The sequence below is a fragment of the Vibrio algivorus genome (assembly GCF_030161215.1).
GTDB classification, from domain to species: domain Bacteria; phylum Pseudomonadota; class Gammaproteobacteria; order Enterobacterales; family Vibrionaceae; genus Vibrio; species Vibrio algivorus.
The window spans coordinates 324,230-344,969 of the sequence record NZ_BSPV01000009.1 but is presented as its reverse complement, the minus strand read 5'-3'; the positions used below and the strand labels follow the sequence as shown (position 1 = coordinate 344,969).

Annotated in this window: 17 protein-coding genes; 4 read left to right on the top strand and 13 right to left on the bottom strand. The window is 41.3% G+C overall.

All coding sequences use genetic code 11. The features are described from left to right. Positions 1–330 precede the first annotated feature (330 nt). From QQJ93_RS13945 to QQJ93_RS13935, 3 genes are all read left to right on the top strand, one after another. Positions 331–1,545: a pyridoxal phosphate-dependent aminotransferase gene (locus QQJ93_RS13945; RefSeq protein ID WP_089123235.1), complete on the top strand. Its 1,215-nt coding sequence runs from the start codon at positions 331–333 to the stop codon at positions 1,543–1,545. 67 nt (positions 1,546–1,612) lie between these two features. Next, complete coding sequence (gene yfbR, locus QQJ93_RS13940; protein ID WP_089123236.1) at positions 1,613–2,206, top strand: 5'-deoxynucleotidase; 594 nt, start codon at positions 1,613–1,615, stop codon at positions 2,204–2,206. A gap of 14 nt (positions 2,207–2,220) precedes the next feature. Then, positions 2,221–3,591 (top strand): anti-phage deoxyguanosine triphosphatase, encoded by a 1,371-nt coding sequence (locus QQJ93_RS13935; RefSeq protein WP_089123237.1) that lies wholly within the window; start codon positions 2,221–2,223, stop codon positions 3,589–3,591. A gap of 23 nt (positions 3,592–3,614) precedes the next feature. Here the strand turns inward: QQJ93_RS13935 and QQJ93_RS13930 are convergent, their stop codons facing one another. Then, complete coding sequence (locus QQJ93_RS13930; RefSeq protein ID WP_089123238.1) at positions 3,615–4,235, bottom strand: tRNA-uridine aminocarboxypropyltransferase; 621 nt, start codon at positions 4,233–4,235, stop codon at positions 3,615–3,617. Positions 4,236–4,239: 4 nt separating this feature from the next. Here QQJ93_RS13930 and rrtA point away from each other — a divergent pair, with 4 nt between their 5' ends. Continuing rightward, positions 4,240–4,797, top strand: coding sequence for a rhombosortase (gene rrtA, locus QQJ93_RS13925; protein WP_089123606.1), 558 nt, complete (start codon positions 4,240–4,242; stop codon positions 4,795–4,797). Positions 4,798–4,888: 91 nt separating this feature from the next. Here the strand turns inward: rrtA and QQJ93_RS13920 are convergent, their stop codons facing one another. The 12 genes from QQJ93_RS13920 to QQJ93_RS13865 all read right to left on the bottom strand — a co-directional run bounded on the left by QQJ93_RS13920 (position 4,889) and on the right by QQJ93_RS13865 (position 20,731). Beyond that, the gene (locus QQJ93_RS13920) at positions 4,889–5,182 is read right to left on the bottom strand and encodes a ComEA family DNA-binding protein (protein WP_089123239.1); all 294 of its coding nucleotides are present in this window, start codon (positions 5,180–5,182) and stop codon (positions 4,889–4,891) included. Between the two features lie 218 nt (positions 5,183–5,400). Continuing rightward, a complete protein-coding gene (gene ppiD, locus QQJ93_RS13915; protein WP_089123240.1) occupies positions 5,401–7,257 on the bottom strand; it encodes a peptidylprolyl isomerase in 1,857 nt (618 codons plus the stop codon). A 203-nt stretch (positions 7,258–7,460) separates the two neighbouring features. Then, positions 7,461–7,733: an HU family DNA-binding protein gene (locus tag QQJ93_RS13910; RefSeq protein WP_027697065.1), complete on the bottom strand. Its 273-nt coding sequence runs from the start codon at positions 7,731–7,733 to the stop codon at positions 7,461–7,463. Positions 7,734–7,976: 243 nt separating this feature from the next. Continuing rightward, entirely contained in the window at positions 7,977–10,328 is a 2,352-nt protein-coding gene (lon, locus tag QQJ93_RS13905) for an endopeptidase La (protein ID WP_089123241.1), read from the bottom strand. 129 nt (positions 10,329–10,457) lie between these two features. Next, a complete protein-coding gene (clpX, locus tag QQJ93_RS13900) occupies positions 10,458–11,738 on the bottom strand; it encodes an ATP-dependent protease ATP-binding subunit ClpX (RefSeq protein WP_027697063.1) in 1,281 nt (426 codons plus the stop codon). A 174-nt stretch (positions 11,739–11,912) separates the two neighbouring features. Further along, positions 11,913–12,539, bottom strand: a complete 627-nt coding sequence (clpP, locus tag QQJ93_RS13895; RefSeq protein WP_089123242.1) for an ATP-dependent Clp endopeptidase proteolytic subunit ClpP — start codon at positions 12,537–12,539, stop codon at positions 11,913–11,915. A gap of 317 nt (positions 12,540–12,856) precedes the next feature. Beyond that, positions 12,857–14,161 (bottom strand): trigger factor, encoded by a 1,305-nt coding sequence (gene tig / locus QQJ93_RS13890; protein WP_089123243.1) that lies wholly within the window; start codon positions 14,159–14,161, stop codon positions 12,857–12,859. A 508-nt stretch (positions 14,162–14,669) separates the two neighbouring features. After that, positions 14,670–15,776, bottom strand: a complete 1,107-nt coding sequence (locus QQJ93_RS13885) for an ABC transporter ATP-binding protein (protein WP_089123244.1) — start codon at positions 15,774–15,776, stop codon at positions 14,670–14,672. A gap of 52 nt (positions 15,777–15,828) precedes the next feature. After that, positions 15,829–16,740, bottom strand: coding sequence for a carbohydrate ABC transporter permease (locus QQJ93_RS13880; RefSeq protein WP_416376232.1), 912 nt, complete (start codon positions 16,738–16,740; stop codon positions 15,829–15,831). Beyond that, entirely contained in the window at positions 16,740–17,645 is a 906-nt protein-coding gene (locus QQJ93_RS13875; RefSeq protein WP_089123608.1) for a carbohydrate ABC transporter permease, read from the bottom strand. The genes QQJ93_RS13880 and QQJ93_RS13875 overlap by 1 nt, the downstream gene beginning before the upstream one ends. A gap of 189 nt (positions 17,646–17,834) precedes the next feature. After that, entirely contained in the window at positions 17,835–19,091 is a 1,257-nt protein-coding gene (locus QQJ93_RS13870) for an ABC transporter substrate-binding protein (RefSeq protein ID WP_089123245.1), read from the bottom strand. A 194-nt stretch (positions 19,092–19,285) separates the two neighbouring features. Continuing rightward, complete coding sequence (locus QQJ93_RS13865; RefSeq protein ID WP_089123246.1) at positions 19,286–20,731, bottom strand: ATP-binding protein; 1,446 nt, start codon at positions 20,729–20,731, stop codon at positions 19,286–19,288. Positions 20,732–20,740: the final 9 nt, after the last annotated feature.

Genomic DNA, 20,740 nt, shown 5'->3' with positions numbered 1-20,740 from the left:
TTATATTTTGCCGCATACTCTATGGCTTCAAGTGATGCAGATCAAGCAGTAAGCTACTTTATCTCTAGGTTTGTTGTGAAATAATCACTCATATACCCAAGTGACTTCCAACTGCAGAATTCAGAGCTATCATCCAAGTCTTTAAACAAGGAAGATTCGCGTAGGAACTGTAAAAATTTTCCATTCTTAAAAACCAAACAGACACTTTTTATTCAATAACCATCAAACTCGCACAAATATACTGTTTACAGCTGCTCTGGATATGGTTTGCCCATAAAAAATAGTGTAACTTGATAGGTCACAAACATATTAATAAACGGGTATAAGGCTATGAACAACATCGAGATGTCATCAAAACTCGATAATGTCTGTTACGACATTCGAGGGCCAATCTTAAAACATGCCAAACGCATGGAAGAAGAAGGGCAAAAGATTTTAAAACTGAATATTGGCAACCCAGCCCCATTTGGTTTTGACGCCCCTGATGAGATTCTTGTTGATGTGATCCGTAACCTACCAACGTCACAGGGCTATTGTGATTCAAAAGGGATTTATTCTGCACGTAAAGCAGTGGTACAGCACTATCAAAAACTAGGCTTACGTGAGTTAGAAGTTGAAGACGTTTATATCGGTAACGGTGCATCTGAGCTTATCGTAATGTCGATGCAGGCTTTGCTGAATAATGGCGATGAAATCTTAATTCCAGCCCCTGACTACCCACTTTGGACAGCAGCAGCATCATTAGCTGGCGGTAATCCTGTTCACTATATTTGTGATGAATCGTCGGATTGGTATCCTGATCTTGATGACATCAAAAGCAAGATCACGCCGCAAACTCGCGGTATCGTGCTGATTAATCCAAACAATCCAACCGGTGCTGTGTATAGCCGAGATTTCCTATTGGAAGTCGTTGAAATTGCCCGCCAGAATAACCTGATTATTTTTGCTGACGAGATTTACGATAAAGTACTCTACGATGGTGCAATCCATACTTCAATTGCCACGCTTGCCGATGACGTCTTAATGGCAACCTTTAATGGTTTATCGAAAGCCTATCGCGTATGTGGTTTCCGTGGCGGTTGGATGTTCTTAACCGGTCCAAAGCATCTTGCGAAAGGCTATATCGATGGCTTAGATATGCTGGCCTCAATGCGTTTATGTGCCAACGTACCAATGCAACATGCGATTCAAACGGCACTTGGCGGCTATCAAAGTATCAATGAACTTATTTTGCCTGGTGGACGTTTATTAGAGCAGCGTAATCGAGCTTATGAGTTACTCACTCAAATCCCAGGAATCACTTGCGTAAAGCCGAAGGGTGCAATGTATCTTTTCCCGAAAATTGATGTGAAGAAATTCAATATTAAAGATGATGCTAAATTTGTTCTCGACTTTTTAGTACAAGAAAAAGTGTTGTTAGTACAAGGAACCGGATTTAACTGGAAGCAACCAGATCACTTCCGAATTGTTACTTTGCCTCACGTAGAAGATCTCGAAATGGCAATTGGCCGACTTGAACGCTTCTTAACGACTTATTCTCAATAATTAACACGCAGGCTTCTCATCATGGGAAGCCTGTTTTACATTTAATCATTATTCTCGGAGGTATCTCATGACCACACCTCAACCTAGCCATTTTTTCGCTCACCTTGCCCGTATGAAACTGATTCAACGTTGGCCTTTAATGCGCTCCATTTCAGCAGAAAATATTTCAGAGCATAGCCTTCAAGTGGCGTTCGTTGGCCATGCCTTAGCCATCATTAAAAATAAAAAGTTTGGGGGCAACGTAAACCCTGAGCGAATTGCATTGCTCGGTATGTATCACGATACCAGTGAGGTACTCACCGGAGACCTGCCAACTCCGGTCAAATACTACAACCCGGCGATTGCTAACGAATACAAAAAAATTGAGCTCGCTGCAGAGAAAAAACTGGTCTCTATGTTACCGGAAGAGTTTCAACAAGATTTTGCCCCATTCTTAATGAGTGAAGAAATTGATGAAAGCGATAAAGCTATGGTAAAACAAGCTGATAGCTTATGTGCTTATTTAAAATGTTTGGAAGAACTGTCGGCAGGCAACCATGAATATGAGCTTGCCAAAAGCCGTTTAGAAACCACATTAAAAGAGCGTGAAACTCCAGAGATGCGTTACTTCTTGGATGTGTTTGCTCCGAGTTTTCAACTTACGCTCGATGAAATCAGTTAAATAAGGTTAACATCATGGATGATAATTCAAAAAAAGCGACCAATGGTATTGCTCCTATTAGTCAGGATGAATGGCAAGCTCGCAACAATAATGAACAAAAATTAAGACGTAATGATCACCGTGATGTTTACCAGCGAGATCGTGCTCGAGTATTACACTCGGCAGCATTTCGTCGCCTACAGGCAAAAACTCAAGTCCATGGTACTGGCTTAAATGATTTTTACCGCACTCGCTTAACTCACTCACTTGAAGTATCACAAATTGGCAGTGGTATTCTCGAACAGGTTAAACAAAAGCAGCCTGAATATAATGACTTACTACCTCCGGCAAGCTTAATTGAAACCTTATGTTTGGCGCATGATATCGGCCATCCACCTTTTGGTCATGGTGGCGAAGTAGCACTCAATTATATGCTGCGTAATCACGGTGGTTTTGAAGGTAATGCACAAACCTTCCGTATTATGACTCAATTAGAGCCATACACTGAACATCACGGTATGAACTTAGCTAGGCGAACGCTACTCGGGTTATTGAAGTACCCTGCGCTGATAAGCCAAGTACAAAGCAATCACCGACCAAAAGATGTGGCAACCCCAAGGCAACTTAAAGCTCAAGATTGGTTACCTGCAAAAGGCATCTATGATATCGATAGCCCATTTTTAGATTGGGTGCTCAAGCCATTATCTGAACATGACAAAGTGTTATTAAGCACCAAGCGTAGCCAACCTGAGTCTAGTCCATATAGCCATTACAAAACGCGTTTTAAATCATTAGATTGCTCTATTATGGAGTTAGCCGATGACATCGCGTATGGCGTCCATGATCTAGAGGATGCCATCGTTCTGAACATGGTTAATCGTAAACAGTGGCAAGAAGGTGCAGCGAGTAAGCTCGCAGAGTGCGATGATGAATGGTTTGAAAAAAACATCAACGCCCTCAGTGATAAACTATTTTCAGGCAAACATCATGAACGTAAAGATGCAATTGGTGGCATTGTTAATGCACTGCTTACGAGTATCTCGCTAAAACCGGTTTATTCAGAAACCGCTTTTGATGAGCCATTATTGAATATTAATGCCTATTTAGACGCGCCGATGGCTTACGCTTTAGACGTGTTTAAAAGCTTTGTAAACCAATATGTAATTCATGTTCCAGAAGTCCAGCAATTTGAATATAAAGGTCAACAAATCATCATGGATATATTCGAAGCTCTCAATGCCGACCCTATGCGTTTATTGCCAGAAGCAACCAAACAAAAATGGCAAGAAGCGGAACAAGATCATCAAGGTGGAACCCGAATTTTAGCCGATTATATTTCAGCCATGACCGATGGCTATGCACAAAAAGTTCATCAACAGTTATTCTCTGCTCATGTGTCCTTTTAATTGATGTCACTAAAAGTTATGGGCTAAGTGTTGTAATTACGCTCAAAGATCCCTTCTGGCATTTGGGATATCTGAAAGTCGACCATATTGGTAAATGCGGTAAGTAATGGTGAGAAATCGACTTGAGGCTCAATCGTTGATAATGCATGAAAACCAGCCTCAACAGTAGAAAGGTGCTGTTCTGTGGGGGCCTTTCTGATACGGTAATTACCTTGCAAGTGACTCGGTAACGCCACACACGACAATGAATGTAAGTTACTCGACATTTGCCACATCTTATAAGCTTTTTTCCAAGTGCCATCCAGTAAGATCAAACATAAGTGTTTATTCTCGGTCGCGAGCTGATCGTATTTCAGAGCTACACTGCTCAGTGGTTGACTATTTTCACTTGGGTATAAAATAAGCGACTCCGTTTGATCATCTTGTAGTAAGGCACTTAACTCTGGATGTTGAGAAAAATCTTCACCAACCCAGATATCACACCGACTCAAACTTAATTGCAGTATTTTTGCTGTACCCATTGGCCTCTTAGATTCACTGGGATGCTGCAAGATTACCACTCGTACCGAGCAATCTATTGGTTTAATCCAATCACAAATACAGGCATTATTAGCCTTTCCGCATTGTAAACAATATCGAGACATGGGAATGAGAGCGATCCTTTTACTTTTCAGCATTAGCGCACTAATGGGTCTATCCCAAATACCTAGTCTACAAGAGTGGATGCAATGGAATCATAACGCCATTATGACGGGTCAATGGTGGCGGATCGTAACAGGAAACTTAACCCATACCAATCTCTATCATCTCGCGATGAATGTCGCTGGCTTATGGGTTATCAGCTTCATTTTTCGTGCTAACCTCGAAGCACGACAATTTTTATTGGTATTTACCGGGTTGTGCCTTAGCGTAGGCAGCCTACTTCTGTTTACCTCAATGCAAATATACGTTGGTTTATCTGGTGTATTGCACGGCTTATTTGCATTTTATGCACTTGTCGAATATCGGTTAGGTCGTAAAAGCAACGCGCTGCTGTTAACGGGTTTAACTGCAAAAATCCTCTGGGAGCAATGGTTCGGCTCAGCAACGGGTAGTGAAGCATTAATTGGTGCTAAAGTTGCCATTGATGCACACCTATTTGGCGCAATATCCGGGGCGGTGCTTGCTATTATCGTCAAACCGACGCAAGTAGGCACTAATAGATAAAAGAGCCTCACAGCGCAGCGAAAGGCTCTTGATCTCACAATTCCAAATAGTAGTAATCTAATTAGACGGCACTTTTAAAGCCGTAAGAATACTAGAGTAAGATTCGTTGTTTATTCTTCTCTAAAATGGTCTCTCCGATCCCTTTTACTTGTGTTAACTCATCAAGTGATTTGAAATCGCCATTGGCTTTACGGTATTCCACAATATCTTGTGCCTTTTTCTCGCCAATTCCATTTAGCATAGTAGCAATTTCTTCTGCACTAGCGGTATTGATATTGACAGTGATCTCAATGCCATCATGAGACACTTCCGTATTCGCAAAAGCTATATTGGATAAACCACCAACCGACAGCAACATAACAAGACATAAACGTAATAACATCATTTGTTCTCTCCTTTTCGAGCACTAAAAAGAAAAGATTAAATGAAAATAGTATGTCGATTTGTCTTAAAAATGGACATGAGAGCCATCACTAAGTTGCTGGCTACTCATAAACATATTAGTTACACATTTCAGTGAACCATAAACTTCAATAATCAATAAAAAGGCTACCCTAAGGTAACCTTTACATGTATTACACGATTATTAATCAATATCGATTATTATCCTTCAAGACCGTGGTATTCCACCGATGTTGATTGACGCAATGAATTTAAGATCACTTCTAGATCTTGTTGGTTATTCATACGCAGTAACTGAGAGCTAATTTGTTGCTCAAATTGAGCATCGCCACCTGTTGTGACTTTATTCAGCTTAACAATAACGATATTACCTTGCTCATCTTTAGTTTGACCGTATGTCGCTGAGCCATCTTTAGGGTGCGGCAGAGCAAATACGTTTTGTGCTAACGGAGAACGACGGTCGATATTCTGCTCATCAGCAAAGCTTAGTTGGTTATCCACTAACACGCTATCATCACCTTTTTGTAGTGATGCCACCACTTTAGAGGCTAAATCAAGAGCATTTTGTTCGCCTTTAGTGGCAAGTAAGTGCGCGTTCACTTGATCTTTTACTTCTTCAAGAGGCAATAATGTTTCACCACGTACTTCATTAACACGCACTACAATGACATGCTCAGGAGCAATCTCTAACACTTCAGAATTCATGCCTTCTTGCTTAACATCAGCACTTTCTAATGCTTGAGCAACTGCAGGTACTTTTAAAACTTCAGGCGCATCTGCTTGAGAAATAAAATCCGTCGTCTGGATCTTCTGACCCACAACCTTCGCTGACTCGTCTAATGAATCTGGAGACTCAAAGGCAACCGATTCTAGCTCGGTTTGAAGCTTGTAAAATTGGTCAACGGCTTTTTCATCAAGCAGCTCTGATTTTATTTCAGCAGCAACTTCTGAATACGGTTTAGCATCTGGTGCATTTTCATCTTCTAATTGAATAATGTGGTAACCAAAATCTGACTTCACAACGTTTGAAATATCACCTTTTGTTGTTAAGGCAAAAGCGGCTTCTTCAAATGCTGGATCCATCACACCTTTTTCAATCCATCCTAAATCGCCACCTTGCTTGGCACTACCAACATCTTCAGAGCTTTCTTTCGCAACGGTTGCAAAATCTTCACCCGCTTTCAATTTAGCTAAGATTTCGTCAGCCTTTGCTTCATCATCTTTAATCAAGATGTGGCGCACTTTGCGTTGCTCTTTGGTTGAATACTTATCTAAGTGTTCTTGGTAGTAAGCTTGAGCGTCTTCATCAGTCACTTGAATTGATTTTTTCAACTGCTCTGCAGAAAGCTCAACATAAGCTACTTTCATCTGCTCAGGACGCTCGAAATTCTCTGAATGCGTTTTATAGTACGATTGCAGTTCTTCATCGGTCACTTGTGCTTTATTAGAAAAATCACTGACATTAAGAGTAATAGTTTGAACATCACGTGTTTGAGTGAGTAGTTGTGACTGCTGTTCAACTTCATTGTCCAATGTAAATTCACTGTTTTGAACGGCTGATATCACTTGGTTTTTCAATAAGTCTTTACGTAAATATTCAGCAAAGCTATCGGCACTAAAACCTGCGCGACGCAACGTAGCAGCATAGATATCTTGGTCAAATTTACCATTGGTTTGAAATTGAGGCATGGTAAGAATCAATTGGCTAACTTGATCATCACTGACACGTAAGCCTAAAGACTCCGCATATTGCTCAAGCAGTACATCGTTGATCATACGATCAAGCACACTTTTGCGGAAAGTTTGTACGTATTGCTGATCACCCATCAAAGTAGAGAAATAATCTCCCATTTGTGATTGCATGCGATTGCGTTCATTTTGATACGCTTGCTCAAATGCACCACGGTCGATAGTAGTGTTGCCAACCTTTGCAGCAGTAGTGCTACCACCACCAACTAAGTAGCTGCCCACACCAGCAAATACAAAAGAAAGGATAATTAAAACAAGTATAATTTTAACTGCTATACCATTTACGCCTTCGCGTAGTCGATCCATCATAATCTGACTGCTCTCTAAATACTGTCGGTTACCAATTACAGCGTCTTACGACTCTATGCTTGATAGAATAAAAATATGTGTCGATGATATCAGAAAAAGAAAAGCGCACCAGTAAGATGCGCTTTTTGATAAACAAAGATTGAGGTTAGACGTAAAAACCTCAAGAATTTTCGCCAAAAAGGGAAAATACTTATTGGGAAAAATTAGTTACACGCGTCTTTTAGTGCTTTGCCTGCTTTGAATGCTGGTACTTTTGCTTCAGCAATTTGGATTACATCACCAGTTTTAGGGTTACGACCTGTGCGAGCTGCACGAGTACGAACGCTAAAAGTACCAAAGCCAACTAGGGCAACTTGGTCTTCTGATTTTAATGTTTCAGTTACTGTTTCGATAAATGCATCTAGTGCACGGCCTGCTGCTGCTTTAGAGATATCTGCGTCGCCTGCAATTTTTTCTACTAGTTGAGTTTTATTCACTTGTTGTTCCCCTTTTAGCTACTAATAACATAAGCATTAATAGCAATCGTTCCAATAAAAATTGTCGTTGTAGTAAAGATAAAAAATTAGACTGGCCTTTATTTAATCAGCTTTTAAAAGGCTTACGCCCTAATAACCCTTGGCTCAGGTCTATCGAAACTTAACTTAGCCTTGAAAAAAAACGCTGACAAGTATTTTCTGCCTCGTCAGCGTCAATCTTTTAACTAAATTTGTTGAATATCACTAGTTTGTGACTTCAATCACACAACCTGTAGGGTCATTCTCTAGTGCTAATGGTAATACTTCATCTAACCACTGTACTGGTCGAACATTTAAGTCACCAATAACATTGGCTGGAATATCTTCCAAATCACGTTCATTTTCTTTTGGAATAATGATCGTTTTGATCCCACCACGGTGTGCCGCTAACAGTTTTTCTTTCAACCCACCGATCGGAAGTACTTCACCACGTAGAGTAATTTCGCCTGTCATCGCGACATCAGCACGTACCGGATTACCAGTTAAACTCGAGACTAAAGCAGTGCACATTGCGATACCGGCACTTGGACCATCTTTTGGAGTCGCACCTTCTGGTACATGGACATGAATATCACGTTTTTCGTAAAAATCAGGGTTAATACCTAACTTTTCTGCACGAGAGCGAACTACCGTCATGGCGGCCTGAATAGACTCTTGCATCACATCCCCCAGTGAACCGGTATAAGTTAATTTACCTTTACCTATCATGGATTGTGTTTCAATTGTCAGTAAATCACCGCCTACTTCAGTCCAAGCAAGGCCTGTTACTTGGCCAATACGGTTACTTTCTTCGGCTTTACCATAATCACAACGTTGCACACCTAGATACTCTTTCAAGTTATCCATAGTAACTGTCACGGATTTCAGTTCGCTGTCCAATAAGATATTTTTAACCGCTTTACGGCATATCTTCGAGATTTCACGCTCAAGGCTGCGTACGCCAGCTTCACGCGTGTAATAGCGAATAATACCGATGATCGCTGAGTCTTCGATCACAATCTCGTGAGGCTTCAAACCATTACGTTCAATTTGCTTATCCACTAAGTGGCGTTTAGCAATATTAAGCTTTTCATCTTCGGTGTAGCCCGACAAACGAATCACTTCCATTCGATCCAATAATGGACCAGGAATGTTCATGGAGTTCGACGTCGCAACAAACATCACATCAGACAAATCGAAATCTACTTCTAAATAATGATCATTAAATGAGTTGTTCTGCTCAGGATCAAGTACTTCTAACAATGCTGATGATGGATCACCACGCATATCTGACGCCATTTTATCGATCTCATCCAATAGAAATAGTGGGTTTTTCACTCCCACTTTCGACATTTTTTGGATTAATTTCCCTGGCATCGAGCCGATATACGTACGACGGTGACCGCGAATTTCCGCTTCATCACGCACGCCACCAAGCGCCATACGAGTATATTTACGACCCGTTGCGGCAGCAATTGAGCGACCAAGGGAGGTTTTACCTACACCTGGAGGCCCAACGAGGCACAGAATCGGCCCTTTAAGCTTGTTAATACGGTTTTGCACCGCTAAGTACTCAAGAATGCGTTCTTTCACACGCTCTAAACCATAGTGGTCTTCATTAAGGACTTCTTCAGCTTTCGCTAAATTCTTTTTCACTTTAGAGCGTTTAGCCCAAGGTACGCCAACCATCCAATCGATATAGCCCCGAACCACGGTTGCTTCTGCCGACATTGGCGACATCATCTTCAGCTTTTGTAACTCTTGCTCGGTTTTCTCACGAGCTTCTTTTGGCATTTTCGCGTCTTCGATTTTCTTTTGCAGAGCTTCGAATTCATCTGGAGCATCATCCATGTCGCCAAGTTCTTTTTGAATCGCTTTCATTTGCTCATTCAAATAGTACTCGCGTTGAGATTTTTCCATCTGCTTTTTAACACGGCCACGGATACGTTTTTCAACTTGTAATAAGTCAATTTCCGACTCCATCATGCCCATTAAAAACTCTAGGCGTTCAACAACATCGATGATTTCAAGCACACGTTGCTTATCATTGAGTTTTAATGGCATATGAGCGGCGATGGTGTCTGCAAGGCGCGCAGCTTCATCAATACCATTAAGCGAAGTCAGTACTTCTGGTGGAATCTTTTTATTTAGCTTGATAAAGCCTTCAAACTGATTAATCGCACTACGAACAATAACTTCTTGTTCACGCTCATCAATTTCAGGGGTTGCTAAATACTCAGCATCGGCAGTGAAGAATTCTTCATTAGAAAAAGCATGCACTTTGGCACGCTGCTGCCCTTCAACCAATACTTTTACCGTACCATCTGGCAGTTTTAACAACTGCAAAATAGTGGCAACTGTCCCTGTAGAAAATAAGTCATCGATGTTGGGTTCATCGGTTTCCGCATCTTTTTGAGCCACCAATAAAACTTGTTTATTAGTATCCATTGCGGTTTCTAAACATTGAATCGACTTTTCACGGCCAACAAAAAGTGGAATGACCATGTGTGGGTAAACCACAACATCACGTAGGGGTAATACGGGAATCTCGATACGCTCGGAACGCTCCAAGTTCATATTATTCTCTCTATTCCGTTTGCACATTCATTGAAAAGTATATGGGGGCTATCTTGCTAGTTTCAATAACAAAATACAAAAAGGAGGCATAAAGCCTCCTTTAAATTCATATTTTGATGATAACTCGAATTATTCAGAGCTAGCGAGCTGATTTTCAGCATTTTGATAAATCAATAACGGCTCAGATTCGCCTTTGATTACAGATTCATCAATCACCACTTTCGTCACCTCTTTATTGGAAGGTAACTCATACATGGTTTCAAGCAGAACAGACTCAAGAATTGAACGCAGACCACGAGCACCTGTTTTACGCTCCATTGCTTTTTTAGCAATCGCTTGAAGCGCATCTTCACGGAACTCAAGCTCAGCACCTTCTAAATCGAACAAAGCACCATATTGTTTAGTCAGTGCATTTTTCGGTTCACAAAGGATCTGAATCAAAGCTTCTTCATCAAGCTCTGTCAAGGTAGTAGTTACTGGTAGACGACCAATAAACTCAGGGATCAAACCATATTTCACCAAATCTTCTGGTTCAACTTGTTTGAATAGCTCACCTGCACTTTTTGCTTCATCTTTACTGCGTACTTCCGCACCGAAACCAATACCAGTTCCAACAGCAACACGCTGCTCAATCACTTTATCTAGGCCAGCAAATGCGCCACCACAGATAAATAAGATCTTAGACGTATCAACTTGTAAAAACTCTTGTTGAGGATGCTTGCGGCCACCTTGTGGTGGAACCGATGCAACCGTACCTTCAACCAGTTTTAGTAATGCTTGCTGCACACCTTCGCCCGATACATCACGAGTGATCGACGGGTTTTCCGCTTTACGAGAAATTTTATCAATCTCATCGATATACACGATACCACGTTCCGCTTTCGCAACATCGTAATCACATTTTTGCAGCAGTTTTTGAATGATGTTTTCTACATCTTCACCCACGTAACCTGCTTCGGTTAACGTAGTAGCATCTGCCATAGTGAACGGTACATCAAGAAAACGCGCTAAAGTCTCAGCTAACAAAGTTTTACCACTACCGGTTGGACCGATAAGCAAAATATTACTTTTACCTAGCTCAACACCGTCTTTGGTTTTATCACCATTACGCAAACGCTTATAGTGGTTGTAAACCGCAACAGACAGCACTTTCTTGGCATAATCTTGACCGATAACATAGTCATCTAAGTGTGCACGAATTTCTTTAGGTGTCGGAAGCGCTTCCGACTCTTTCTTTGGAACTACGTCTTTCACTTCTTCACGTATGATGTCGTTACATAAATCGACACATTCATCACATACGTAAACGGAAGGACCTGCGATCAGCTTGCGAACCTCGTGCTGGCTTTTACCGCAGAAAGAGCAATACAGCAGTTTAGTACTACCACCCTCTTTGCTTTTATCTGTCATTCGCTAACCTCTTAGCCTTTAATTCTTCTGTTCAGTCTACAACAATTTGACTCACAATGCCCTATTGATAAAAGACAATGTACTAGGTTGAGACCAATAAACCTCACTCTATTTAGTGAACAAGACCGTATTTATTGCTGCGTTCTTTCATTCAATAAAGTGAGGATTGTTCATTTATGCTGGACGTTTTTCCAATACAGCATCAACCAAGCCGTAATCTACTGATTGCTGAGCCGACATGAAATTATCACGGTCAGTATCACGCTCAATGATGTCTAACGGTTGGCCTGTATGTTCTGCTAATAGATTATTCAAACGTTGTTTAATCGTTAGAATTTCTTGCGCATGAATTTGAATATCAGAAGCCTGACCTTGGAAACCACCTAATGGTTGGTGAATCATCACACGAGAATTCGGCAGGCAGAAACGCTTACCTTTTTCGCCACCAGCAAGTAAGAACGCCCCCATAGAGCAAGCTTGCCCCATACATACCGTACTTACATTTGGCTTAATAAATTGCATCGTATCGTAAATCGACATCCCTGCAGTCACAGAACCACCTGGAGAGTTGATGTATAAGAAAATATCTTTATCTGGGCTTTCAGATTCTAAAAATAATAATTGAGCAACCACAAGGTTTGCCATGTGATCTTCAACTTGCCCTGTTAAAAATATAATACGTTCTTTTAGTAGGCGAGAATAGATATCGTAAGAACGCTCACCACGAGAAGTTTGCTCTACCACCATTGGCACAAGCGCATCAACAATTGGAGACATTGTATTATTTTCTTGGTAGCTCATTTTCGCTTTCCCTGTAGTAGATAGGTTTACCAATATGATTGATTACTAATAGATAATAAACAAAACTGAGTTAATCATAAACCTAGATGCTTACCAATACCATTTAGATAGTTTGAAAACCTCAATAAATGGTCTGTAAGACAAAATAAATAATCGGTAGACCAAAATAAATAGCCTAATAAGCTAAAAAATAAAATGGCCCGAATGAACCTCTCTAAACTTTAGAGTGCCATATCGAGCCATTGTTAGCAGAAGAGCCGAAAAGCTGTCAACTCTTCTACTCAGCGAAACCTGATTTCACTTAATAAATTGAGTGATTACGCAGGTTGTTGCTGGTTCATTAACTCATTGAAGCTCACTTCTTTATCAGAAACTTTTGCTTTAGCAATGATTGCATCAATAGCTTGATCTTCTAGTGCTACGTTGCGGATGTTGTTCATCATCTGCTCGTTTTGCTCGTAGTATGCGATCACTTCTGATGGATCTTCATAAGCTGTCGCCATTTCTTCGATTAGCGCTTTAACGCGATCGTCGTCAGCTTTTAGCTCTTCAGACTTGATTACTTCACCTAGAAGTAGACCAACTTTTACGCGACGAGCTGCTTGCTCTTCAAATAGTTCACGTGGAAGCTGAGCGGCTGCTTCAGGGTTGCCACCGAAACGTTGAGCAGCTTGTTGACGTAGAACTTCGATTTCTTGGTCGATAAGTGCAGAAGGTACATCCATCTCGTTTTGTTCAACAAGACCATTGATCGCTTGCTCTTTAATACGGCCTTTAACCGCTTGCTTAAGCTCACGTTCCATGTTTTTACGTACTTCAGTTTTCAGTGCTTCAACACCACCTTCGTTTACGCCAAACTTAGCAACGAACTCATCAGTTAGCTCAGGAAGCTCACGAGTTTCAACTTTGCTTAGTTTGATGTCGAACTTAGCTGCTTTACCTTTTAGGTTTTCAGCGTGGTAATCTTCAGGGAAGTTTACATCGATAGAGAACTCTTCACCCGCTTTCTTACCTAGGATTCCGTCTTCAAAGCCAGGGATCATGCGACCTTGGCCCATTTCTAGAGGGAATGCTTCTGCTTTACCGCCTTCGAATTCTTCACCGTCGATGAAACCTACAAAATCGATTGTTGCACGGCTATCAGCGCTTACAGCTTCTTCAACTTCAGCCCAAGTAGACTGTTGCTTGCGAAGTGTTTCAAGCATTTCAGCGACATCTTCATCTTTTACTTCTACTGCTGGTTTCTCAACAGTGATGTTTTCAAGACCTTTCAATTCAACTTCTGGGTAAACTTCAAAAGTTGCGTTGAAAACAAGATCTTTGCCTTCTTCAGTTTCAACTGGAGCGAATGTTGGTGCGCCCGCTGGGTTGATTTTTTCTTTAACGATTGTTTCGATGAAATGACGCTGCATCACTTCACCCATCACGTCTTGACGTACTGCTTTGCCGTACATTTGTGCAACCATCTTCATCGGTACTTTACCTTTACGGAAACCATCGAAACGACGGTTTTTCGCGATATTGCGCAATTCAGCTGTTACTGCATCTTCGATGTTAGCAGCAGGAACAGTAATAGTAAGACGGCGTTCTAGGCCTTCTAGAGTTTCAACAGTAGCTTGCATTATTTATAAACCTCAAAACTGGCTCAGTAATTATGAGCATATGAGCTAGACCTACCCTTTGGATAAGTGTTCGCCTCATTCCTTGTGTTGTGCCCAATTTGGACACATAAAAATGGTGAGCATCAACCAACGTAACTATGTAAATACGATTAAAGTAAACACAATTAAACCGATGATTGAACTAATGAGTGAAACCTTCTTCATTTTTATTAAAGATAGTATCGATAATGAAAAACAAAGAAAAAGGCCTCTCCTATTAGTCTCAGGATAAAATTCAGACGCGCCATTCTAGCGGCATGAACAGAGCCTGTCGAGTCAAGTCCTAAATTCTCACGTGCTCATTCTATGATTTTTTATTCATAGCAGAGAATGATCACGTTTCAGAGATGGGGTCATTCAATTCTTTTTCAAGGGAGTTGCGATTATTTTTGAATTAACTGGTCAAAAACATCGCAACGATTGACACGTTAAAGCGATAAGTTACCGCTATGATGGTTTGGAGGATTAATCAAATTCGCATCTCTGTTCGTACATCAAAAAAGACCGCACTTGATAAATCAAAATACAGCGGCACTGTTTCACCTACTTTGGCATCAAACTCTGCCGATAGACGACAAGCGACATGCTCTTGATTGATTTCAATAATCGCGATGGTATCCGGACCTGTAGGTTCTAATACATCAATTTGCATCGGGATTTCGGTAAAGGTGCGCTCTTCTTCACTCGGTTGTTCTGTGATGTATTCAGGTCGCAGACCGATAATCACTGTCTCTCCATCAAACTTACGTAAACGATCCGGTAGATTGATTTTATGGGCTTTACCATCTGCAGTCCAAATCTCACCTTGTGGTTTATCATCCGAGTCTAAATCCACTCGAGCTTTAATAAAATTCATTGATGGCGAGCCCATAAAGCCAGCCACAAACATATTATTGGGTTGATTATAAATTTCTTTCGGCGTACCTAATTGCTGTAATTCGCCATCTTTCATTACCGCGATACGATCGGCTAATGTCATTGCCTCAATTTGATCATGGGTAACGTACACGATGGTGGTATTTAACTGTTGGTGTAAACGTTTAATTTGTGTGCGCATTTCTACTCGTAATTTCGCATCTAAGTTAGAAAGTGGCTCATCAAATAAATACAACTTAGGTTGGCGTGCCAATGCGCGACCCATCGCAACACGCTGACGCTGACCACCAGAAAGTTGCGCTGGTTTTCTATCAAGTAAATGATCGATTTGCAGCATTTCCGCTACTCGATTGACTTCCGCATCGATTTTGATTTGTGGCATCTTACGGATCTTCAAACCAAATGCGATATTGCCGCGCACCGTCATATTTGGGTACAAAGCATAAGATTGAAACACCATCGCAATATCACGATCTTTTGGTTCGACATTCGAGACATCCACACCATCGATCACAATCTCACCAGAACTTATTGATTCCAGTCCAGCGATAGTATTCATTAAGGTTGACTTACCACAACCCGAAGGACCAACCAAGATCAGAAACTCACCAGATTCAATTTGAATGTTAATCCCTTTCAGCGTTTCATTGTCCGCATTGCGGTAGGTTTTACGAATTTGATTTAGTTCTAAAGCAGCCATTATTCTTTTCCTTTTAAGCTAAATTGGCGTTGTTTGAGGCTTTGTGTTTCCGCTATCCTTTAACGGAGCCAGCAGTCAACCCTCTCACGAAATACTTCCCTGCCACGACATAGACCAACAAGGTTGGCAATGCAGCTATAATGGCGGCAGCCATATCGACGTTATATTCTTTAACGCCGGTGCTGGTATTGACTAAGTTATTAAGCGCCACGGTAATCGGCTGAGTTTCCGAACCGGAATACACCACACCAAACAAGAAGTCATTCCAAATTGAAGTAAATTGCCAGATCACGGTCACCATGATGATAGGAGTAGAAAGTGGCAACATGATACGGAAGAAGATAGTAAAGAACCCAGCACCATCTAACTTAGCGGCTTTAACCAATTCATCAGGGACTCCAATATAAAAGTTTCGGAAAAATAGCGTGGTAAATGCCAGCCCATAAATAACATGCACGATCACTAATCCCGTTGTGGTATTCGCTAATCCAAAGTACCCCAAGGTCGCCGCCATCGGCAGTAACACTACTTGGAAAGGAATAAAGCAACCAAAGAGTAATAAGCTAAACAGTAGGTTAGAACCTCTGAACTGCCATTTGCTGATCACATAACCATTAAAGGCCCCCATCAGTGTTGAAATTGCTACTGCTGGAATCACCATTTGAAAGGAGTTCCAGAAATAACTTTTGATCCCTTCACATTTCACGCCAGTACAAGATGTCGACCAAGCTTTATGCCAAGCATCCAATACCCATTCTGTCGGCAAAGACATTAAGTTACCGGTACGGATATCACCCAAGCTTTTAAATGAGGTAATCACCATGACAAACAATGGCATCAAATACAGCACACAGAAAAAAATCAGCAAACTGTATATCGCAATACGCCCGACTCGCTTGGAATTAAAATAATTTGCTTTATTAGGCTGAGGCTTTCGCTTTTGAAGTTTCAGATTTTGGGCCATCATGATTTTTTCTCCCTTAACTCTGAATACAAGTACGGCACTAAAATCGCTAATATCCCAGCTAACATCATCATGGCACTCGCCGAACCTAATGCGGTTTGACCACGGGTAAACGAATAGGCATACATAAATAACGCAGGTAAATCAGAAGAATAACCAGGCCCACCTGCGGTCAGCGCAGTCACCAAATCGAAGCTTTTTATCGCAATATGTGAAGTAATGATCACCGCACTAAAAAATACCGGGCGTAAGCATGGCATCACTATGCTCCAGTAAATACGAGGCAGACTCGCACCATCAATTTGCGCAGCTTTAATAATTGAAGAGTCAATACCACGAAGCCCTGCTAGGAACATCGCCATCACAAATCCTGACGATTGCCAAACGGCAGCAATAACTAAGGTGTAAACCACCATATCCGAATCCACAATCCAATCGAATTTGAAGTCCGTAAAGCCCCAATCTCGTACCATTTTTTCAATACCAAGCCCGGGATTTAATATCCATTTCCAAGCCGTACCAGTGACAATAAATGACAGCGCCATTGGATAGAGATAAATACTGCGGATCACCCCTTCATTACGGATATTTTGATCCAGAAAAATCGCCAACCCTACCCCTAGTACAATCACAATCGCCAGAAATAACAGCCCGAAAATGCCTAGATTAGTGATCGAGGTAATCCAGCGGTCGTTTTCCATCAACTTGGCATATTGACCAAAGCCAGTGAAATTAAAACTCGGCAAAAAGCGAGAATTAGTGAGTGATAAAGCTCCGGTCCAAATTATGTAGCCATAAATGCACACTACGGTGATGACTAAGGTAGGAGCTAATACAATTTTAGGCAGCCAATGTTGCAGCCTATCGACTAGTTTAAGTTTTGGTGCCGTTCGCCGAGTTGGCATGGCTGAGCCAGATTGAGCACCATCCCTTTCGTGAGGCTGATGCTTAGTGGAATCGAAAGCGTTGTCCATAACCGATCCTTTGTTTACATCTATACCTGAAACTTAATTGAATAAATTTTAGGTAAAGGTTATCTAGGCTACGTGAGTACACACGCAGCCTAAGTTCAGTGAGATTTAAATTAAGAAAAGTTATTGGGCAGCTTTAACCGCTTTAGCCAATTTCTCTGCTGCCGTTTTTGGATCGGCATCGTTATCATTAAAGAAGTTGGTGATCACATCAAACATCGCACCCTGTACATAACTGGTTGTTGACATACCATGTGCCATACTTGGAACTAAACCACCGGTATCTGCAGTTGCTTTAAATGCCTCCATCGAATCCAAGGCACATTGATCAAACTTTGACATATCCATATCTAGGCGAACGGGAATCGAACCCTTGTTCAAGTTAAAGACTTCTTGGAAAGGTTTAGACAAGATGGTTTTCGCCAAATCTTGTTGTGCTTTTTGATTCTCCTTATCTTTGATTTGGAAGAAAGCAAAGCTATCAACGTTAAAGGTGAATGAATTAGAAGTTCCAGGAGTCGGTGAACAAGTATAATCAGTACCCGGCTGTTTATTAGCTGCGCTGAATTCGCCTTTCGCCCAGTCGCCCATGACTTGCATTGCTGCTTGACCATTGATCACCATTGAAGTCGCAACGTTCCAATCTCGTCCCGGAGAGTTACTATCGATATAGTCACGAACCTTTTTAAAAGTCGTAAAGGCCTCAACCATTTTATCGCCAGATAATACATCTTGGTCTAACTCTACAAATGCTTTGTTGTAATCTTCGTTACCTAATTTCTCAAGTGCGATCGCTTCAAATAGTGTCGCATCTTGCCAAGGCTGACCACCGTGGGCTAAAGGAATAATACCGTCAGCTTTTAACTTATCGCCTACTTTGAAAAATTCATCCCATGACGAAGGTACTTTCAATCCTTCTTTATCAAAGATCGCTTTATTCGCCCATAACCAGTTTACACGGTGCACATTGACTGGCACTGCCACATAGTGACCTTCATATTTCGCAGTATCGGCGACGACTTTCGGTAAAATACCATCCCAGTTACCTTGCTTAGCTACATCATCAAGATTGGTTAAAAAACCTAAATCTGCCCATTCTTGAATATTATGACCTTTCATTTGCGCGGCAGCCGGTGGGTTACCCGATACGGCACGAGTTTTTAGCACTGTCATGGCACTTTCGCCACCGCCACCTGCTACTGCGAAATCTTTCCAAGAGTGACCATCTTTTTCCATCATCTCTTTAAGTACCGAGACAGATTTCGCTTCACCACCAGAAGTCCACCAGTGAAGTACTTCAACCTCCCCCGCTTGAGATAGTTGTGATGTAGAAAACAGCGCAAGGGTAAGAAGACTTTTTTTCATTATATTCATTGTCATCGTCCATGTTTGGTTATTGATTATTGGATTAGAGCCGAAACACCGTAAATCATCCTACTTGGCCTAGCAGTGGTTTGGCTTAGCATCACTATATGTAAAGAATGGTAGAAGCATCGGCACGAAAGGTAACACCACTGTAACAAATATGTTACATGTGAGCTTTATCACTTAAAGAAGTAAAGTTATTAAGAAGGTTATTGAGGGACTTGAGTATTAAACGGCAAGATCACTTGAACATGTAAACCGGCATTAGGGGCATTTCGGATATGAATGGTACCGCCATGAGCATGTAAAATATTGCGGCAAATACCAAGACCGAGTCCATGCCCGTCTTTATCTTTGGCCAACCGAACATAGGGCTCAAATACCGATTCTAATTGCGCTTCTGGGATTCCTGAACCTTGATCGACAAAATTGAGCTCCACATGATCTTGAGTTTGCCTACAGGTAATATTCAGACTATTGCCATATTTGACGCCATTATCCACTAGATTGGTCATCACCCGCTTTAAGGCTAACGGCTTGCCTAATACTGGCGCAATACTCTCGTTTGGTAAGGTGACTTTTGTCTGATGGACATTGTATGTCTCGGCCGCCGCAAACAATAATTCATTCAGGTAGACTAGGTTAGAGTTTTCATGCAATTCCGTGTCATGCACACACTGCAGTGCTCCCTTGACCATCATTTCAAGTTCATCTAGATCTTGATTAAACTTGTCCCGTTTTACGTCATTTTCTAATAATTCGGCTCTTAAACGTAAGCGAGTAATCGGGGTTTTAAGATCATGAGAAATGGCTGAAAATAACTGCTCTCGATCCATCACATAATGACGAATACGTTGCTGCATACGATTAAACGCCAGTGTTGCTGTTACTACCTCATTGGCACCTTCTTCTGGTAACGGCGACTGTTCACCATCAATACTCATTTGATTAGCCGCTCTAGCCAAATTACGTAAAGGTCGCACCTGACGACGGATCATAAAGTAGCTAAAAAGCAGTAATAAGGCAGTAGAAAGGAACAAATACAACCATTGAGACGACGGTAAAATAGTGTCTTCTAACGTGTTGTAAGGCGGAGGTAATAACGCGGCAATATAGATCCATTCATCCGACTCAAGCTCAATTTGCACGACCATAATCGGCGGATCTAATGGTTCTAATGTCAGGGTATAGTGCGCCCAAGATTTAGGTAAATCACTTAAATAAATATCGTTTTTTAAAATCTTTAGCTGTTCGGGCTTAGAGAATTCGACATGAATTGAACGGACGTTATTCAACTTATCACCAAGAGCGCTTGCCATTGAATCTATCGCGACTTGTTTTAAGCGACTATCAGCAATAGGTTGAATATCAAGATACTCATGATTAAAGGACACAAAAAATCGCGTACCCCCCATTTTGCGTAACTGCTCCATGATCACATGACGATAGTTCACTGGTAACGCTTGAAAATAAGAAACGGTAGAGGCAAATAATGACGCCATACTCACCGTGGTAGTTTTAATTCCCGCTTCTTCTTGTTGGCGAGAGTTGGTATACCAAATAGCGGTCGAAATACCTTGAGCAATAACCACGGTTAATAGCGTTAACATGAGTGTACGAGCAACTAAGGATTGAGACTTCCAAAAATAGCGCATACGACTAAG